The 5,561-nt window shown below is 65.7% G+C and carries 4 protein-coding genes and 1 pseudogene; 1 reads left to right on the plus strand and 4 read right to left on the minus strand.

All coding sequences use genetic code 11. The features are described from left to right. Positions 1-110: pseudogene (locus IBX53_RS14205) on the plus strand (DNA endonuclease SmrA); the annotation flags it as partial. A 150-nt stretch (positions 111-260) separates the two neighbouring features. Here IBX53_RS14205 and IBX53_RS14210 read toward each other — a convergent pair. The 4 genes from IBX53_RS14210 to IBX53_RS14225 all read right to left on the minus strand — a co-directional run. Beyond that, a complete protein-coding gene (locus IBX53_RS14210) occupies positions 261-779 on the minus strand; it encodes a DUF934 domain-containing protein (RefSeq protein WP_290910454.1) in 519 nt (172 codons plus the stop codon). Further along, positions 772-2,424 (minus strand): nitrite/sulfite reductase, encoded by a 1,653-nt coding sequence (locus IBX53_RS14215; protein WP_290910456.1) that lies wholly within the window; start codon positions 2,422-2,424, stop codon positions 772-774. Before IBX53_RS14215 ends, IBX53_RS14210 begins: the two co-directional genes overlap by 8 nt. Positions 2,425-2,559: 135 nt before the next feature. Beyond that, positions 2,560-3,888, minus strand: a complete 1,329-nt coding sequence (locus tag IBX53_RS14220) for an MATE family efflux transporter (protein ID WP_290910458.1) — start codon at positions 3,886-3,888, stop codon at positions 2,560-2,562. Between the two features lie 57 nt (positions 3,889-3,945). Then, the coding region (locus IBX53_RS14225; protein WP_290910460.1) for a vitamin B12 dependent-methionine synthase activation domain-containing protein at positions 3,946-5,561 on the minus strand (1,616 nt) is incomplete at its 5' end.

Consider the following 5,561-nt stretch of genomic DNA (forward strand, 5'->3'; position numbering starts at 1 on the left):
TCTCCGCCCAGCCATCGGACGGCGGCCTCGGCGCCACCTGGGTGATGCTGCGCAAGAGCGAACGGGCGAGGTCCACCAACCGTGAGCGGCAGCAGAAGCGGCGAGGGTAGAGGGACTGGAAAGGGGTAGAGGGCCTGGAAAGGGGCTCGGGGAGTGGAGCCTGGAAAGAAGAGCGGAAATCGCTCAGGCATGGAGGTGCCGGCACACTTCAGCGGCCCCCGAAGAATGCAGGGGCCGCCTAGAGGATTCGAGGGTCTGCTTCAGGCCTGGTCGTTCTCGCGCAGGCGGCGCTCGAAGAGTGCCTCCGACTGGTCTACCGCCGATTGATAGCTGACGCTGAATGCGCCCAGCGCCCGCAGGGCATCCTCCAGGTGCTGGTCCTCGCGCAGCGCCAGGGCATCGAAGCCGCAGCGGGTCATGTAGTAGAGCTGGTCGACCAGAACGTCGCCGATAGCCCGAATCTCGCCGCGGTAAGCGTGCCGTTCGCGCAGCAAGCGGGCCAGGGTATAGCCACGACCATCGGTGAAGGCCGGGAAGTCGATAGCCACCAGCGGTGCCCGTGACAGTTCAGCGGCCAGGCCGGCGTCAAGTTCGGTGTCGCTGGTCAGCCAAGGGGCGAGCCCGGGCTCTTGGTCATGCTCGCGCCACAGCGCCAGGGGCACGACCACGGGGCGCAGGCTCGGCAGTCCCTCTTCGACACGCGACAGAGCCCACTCATCCTGTTCCGGCTGGCCCAGCTTGATCAGGGTGCGTGTCGGTTCCAGATGGCGATCAGGCATAGACCCGCTCCTTGAAGGGCTTGTGGCCGATTCGGCGATAGGTGTCGAGGAAGTGTTCATCGTCATGACGCTGCTCGACATAAACCTTGAGGATCTTGTCGATCACCTCCGGAACATCCTCGCGGAAGAAGGAGGGACCGAGGATCTTGCCCAGGGAGGCATCGTCGGTGGCGTTGCCGCCCAGCGAGATCTGGTAGTACTCCTCGCCCTTCTTGTCAACGCCGAGGATGCCGATGTGGCCCACATGGTGGTGGCCGCAGGCGTTCATGCAGCCTGAAATGTTGAGATCCAGAGGCCCCAGATCGTAGAGGAAGTCGAGATCTTCGAAACGCTCTTGAAGCGCCTGGGCAATGGGGATCGATACGGCATTGGCCAGGCCGCAGAAGTCTCCCCCGGGGCAGCAGATGATGTCGTTGAGGGTGCCTACGGTGGGGTTGGCCATGCCATGTTCATCGAGCGCCTTCCACAGGTCCTCAAGCTCATCTACCGCCACGTCGGAGAGCACCAGGTTCTGCTCGTGGGTCACGCGGGTCTCGCCGAAGCTGTACCGTTCGGCCAGATCGGCGACGGCGTCAAGCTGTTCTGCGGTGACGTCGCCCGGAGCGTGTTCGCGTCGCTTGAGCGACAGGGTCACGGCCTTGTAGCCAGGCACCTTGTGATCGGTGACGTTGTTGGTGACAAACCGTGCGAAGGCGCGATTATCGCCGCGCAGGCGCTCGAACTCGGCGATGGCGGCCTCGCTCACCGGTCGGCGCTGTGGCTCCTCGAAGTGGGCTCCGGCGGCCTCCACGGTGGCCCGGGTGAGTGTCTGGGGCCCATCCTTGAGGTGGACCCACTCGGCCTCGACGCGGCGGCTGAACTCCTCGATGCCCAACGCCTTGACCAGGATCTTGATGCGCGCCTTGAACTTGTTGTCACGGCGGCCGAACTGGTTATAGACCCGGACTATCGCTTCAAGGTAAGTGAGCAGGTGCTGCCAGGGCAGGTCCTCGCGCACCACGTCGCCGATCATCGGCGTGCGGCCCAGGCCGCCGCCGGCCAGAACCTTGACACGCACATCGCCACTGGCGTCGTGCCACAGGCGCAGACCGATGTCGTGGACCTGAATGGCGGCGCGGTCGGCGGCGGCTCCGGTCACGGCGATCTTGAACTTGCGCGGCAGGAAGGCAAATTCAGGATGCAGGGTCGACCACTGACGGATCAGCTCACACCAGGGACGCGGATCCTCCACCTCGTCGGCGGCGATGCCCGCGAACTGGTCGCTGGTGGTGTTGCGGATGCAGTTGCCGCTGGTCTGGATGGCATGCATCTGCACCTCGGCGAGTTCTCCGAGGATATCGGGAACATCCTCCAGGGCCGGCCAGTTGAGTTGCAGGTTCTGGCGCGTGGTGAAGTGGCCGTAACCGCGGTCATAGCGGCGGGTGATGGACGCCAGGCGCCTGAGCTGAGTGCTCGATAGCATGCCGTAGGGGATAGCGATGCGCAGCATGGGCGCATATTTCTGGATATAGAGACCATTCTGCAGACGCAGCGGACGGAATTCTTCCTCTCCGAGTCGGCCGTCCCGATAGCGATTCATCTGATCGCGGAACTGGGCGACGCGCTCATCCACAAGCGTCTGGTCGTAGCTGTCGTAGCGGTACATTCAGCCGTTCCTGCTGCAGTGAAGGGTGGCGGAGCCTGAAGGTGCACCATACGCTTACCGCTTTATACTTGGAAAGAATAAATACTTATAGTTTTTATGCGAAAAGTAATTACCAGCCGAGAGCAGGGAGTGGCGTCACACCCGGAGGCGCTGCCAGCGACGGCGTTGCCAGATGGCCGCGAACCAGGCGGAGTTGAGGCAGCGATAGCCGAGTTGCGCCCACCAGATGCCGAGCAGCCCCTGCTCCAGGCCGACGCCGATCCACCAGGCCAGCGGCAGGAACACCAGCCACTGCAGGCTCAGGGTCGTGGTCATCACGGTGCGGTTGGCCCCGGCGCCGAGCAGCGCCTGTGCCAGCACCAGGGCGGCGGCATCCAGCACGATCATCAGTGCGGTGAGCTGAAGCGGCAGCCGGCCAAGGTCGACCAGCGTCGGGTCATGCAGGAAGATCCCCAGCACCGCCTCGGGAAATAGCGCCATGGGCAGCGCCAGGACCGCCAGGCAGAGCCACGCCAGATGGACCACCTCCCAGCCCCAGCGGTGGGCATCATGATGGGCCTCGCGCCCCAGCGCCTGACCGACCAGGCTCATGGCGGCCATGCCGAGCCCCACGCCGGGCAGGATCAGCAGCAGCGAAAGATTCACCAGCACGTGGCCAACGGCGACGCTTGCGGTGTCGATCTGGCCGAGGATCCAGAACAGCACCGCGTAGCCGGCGGCGAACCACAGCTGCTGGAAGGAGTGAGGCGTGGCCAGGCGCAGGGTGGTCGCGAAGGTGAGTCGCCGCGGGAAGCCGGCGAGAAAGCCGCTGCCGGCAGCATGCCGCGCGCTGAGCAGCGCCCAGATGGCCAGTCCCAGGAACAGCGACAGGGTGGTACCGGCGCCGGCGCCGGCGGCCCCCATGGCGGGCAGCCCCAGATAGCCGAAGATCAGCGCCAGGCTCGCCCCCACATTGATGGCGTGCATCGCAAGGATGATGCGCAGATAGATGCCGGTCTGCTGGATGCCGTTCCAGTAGCCGCGAAAGCAGAAGATCATCGCCACGGCGACCAGAGACAGCACCCGCCAGCGGAAATACTCCACCGCCACCGCATTCACCGCAGGGTCCTGGTTGATCAGCGCCAGCAGGCGGGGCGCCTGCCACAGGCATAGCGCCGTGATGGGCAGCGAGGCGATGACGGCGATCACCAGCCCCGCATTCAACGGCACGGCCCGGAGGTCCCAGGCCTCCTCGCCATGGCGCCGTGCGGTCTGGGCCTGGACGCCGGAGGAGAGGCCGAACACCAGAGCGGTGATCAGGAACATCGCATAGCCGCCGATGCCGACACCGGCCAGGGGTACCTCGCCCAGCGACCCCACCATGGCGGCGTCAATCAGGTTGATCAGGCTCTGGGAGAGCATGGCGGCGATGATCGGCAGGGCGAGTCGCAGGATCGTCTGGCGTCGAGTGGGCTCGGGCAGCATGGGCATCCGTCGGGTCAGGGCCCGCCCGGCGGGCCCTCTGGCGGCTGGCATGGCCGGTCAGGCCGGGTCGTAGGAGAGCACCGGCGAGAGCCAGCGCTCCATCTCGGCCAGGGCCATGCCCTTGCGCTCGGCCAGCGCCTCGACCTGATCGCGGGTGATCTTGCCGGTGGCGAAGTACTTCGATTGGGGGTGCGAGAAGTACCAGCCGGCCACCGCGGCGGCGGGCCACATGGCGAAGCTCTCGGTGAGCGTAAGGCCGCTGTTGGCCTCGGCGTCGAGCAGGCGGAACAGGGTGGCCTTCTCGGTATGGTCCGGGCAGGCCGGGTAGCCGGGGGCCGGACGGATCCCCTGGTACTTCTCGGCGATCAAGTCATCGTTGGCCAGGGTCTCATCCGGCACATAGCCCCAGATCTCCTTGCGCACCCGCTCATGCATGCGTTCGGCGAAGGCCTCGGCCAGGCGGTCGGTGAGGGCCTGCACCATGATGGCGTTGTAGTCGTCACCGGCGGCCTTGTAGTGTTCGGCCAGCTCCTCCACGCCATGCCCGGCGGTCACCGCGAAGCCGCCAATCCAGTCCGGCTTGCCGCTCTCCCTCGGCGCGACGAAATCAGCCAGGCTGTAGCAGACACCGTCGCGGTTCTTGGTGCTCTGCTGACGGATATGGTAAAGCCGCTCGATCACCTCCTGGCGCGACTCGTCGGCGTAGACCTCGATGACGTCGTCGTCGACGCTGTTGGCCGGCCAGATGCCGATCACCCCGCGTGCCCGCACCCGCTTCTCGTCGATCAGCCTGGCGAGCATCGCCTGGGCATCTGCGAACAGGTTACGCGCCGCCTCGCCCACCACCGCGTCATCGAGGATCTTCGGGTACTTGCCGGCCAGCTGCCAGCTCATGAAGAAGGGCGTCCAGTCGATGCGCTCGACCAGCTCGGCGAGATCGTACTCCTCGAACACCTGAAGGCCGATCATGGTCGGTTGCGGCGGTGTATAGTGCGCCCAGTCGATGACGAACTTGCGCGCTCGGGCCTCGGCATAGCTGAGATCGGCGGCCTTGGGGCGTCGCTTGGCGTTGCGCTCGCGCACCTGCTCGTACTCGCTGCGGATCTCGGCGACATAGGCCTCCTTGAGGCCGGGAGAGAGCAGCTTGCCGGCCACGCCCACGGCCCGGGAAGCGTCCGGCACATAGACCACCGGATGCGCGTAGCCGGGCTCGATCTTGACCGCGGTATGCGCCTTGGAGGTGGTGGCGCCGCCGATCAGCAGCGGCAGGGTGAAGCCCTGGCGCTGCATCTCCCTGGCGACATGGACCATCTCGTCCAGCGAAGGGGTGATCAGCCCGGAGAGGCCGATGATGTCGGCGCTCTCGGCCCTGGCCGTCTGCAGGATCTTCTCCGCCGGCACCATCACGCCCAGGTCGATCACCTCGTAGTTGTTGCACTGCAGAACGACGCCGACGATGTTCTTGCCGATATCATGGACGTCGCCCTTGACCGTGGCCATCACGATCTTGCCCTTGGCCTGGCTCTCGCCCTGGGCCAGCTCGCGCTTCTCTTCCTCTATGTAGGGGATCAGGTAGGCCACCGCCTGCTTCATCACCCGAGCCGACTTGACCACCTGGGGCAGGAACATCTTGCCGGCGCCGAACAGGTCGCCGACCACGTTCATGCCGTCCA

It is taken from the genome of Halomonas sp., assembly GCF_014859505.1.
Lineage (GTDB): Bacteria > Pseudomonadota > Gammaproteobacteria > Pseudomonadales > Halomonadaceae > Halomonas.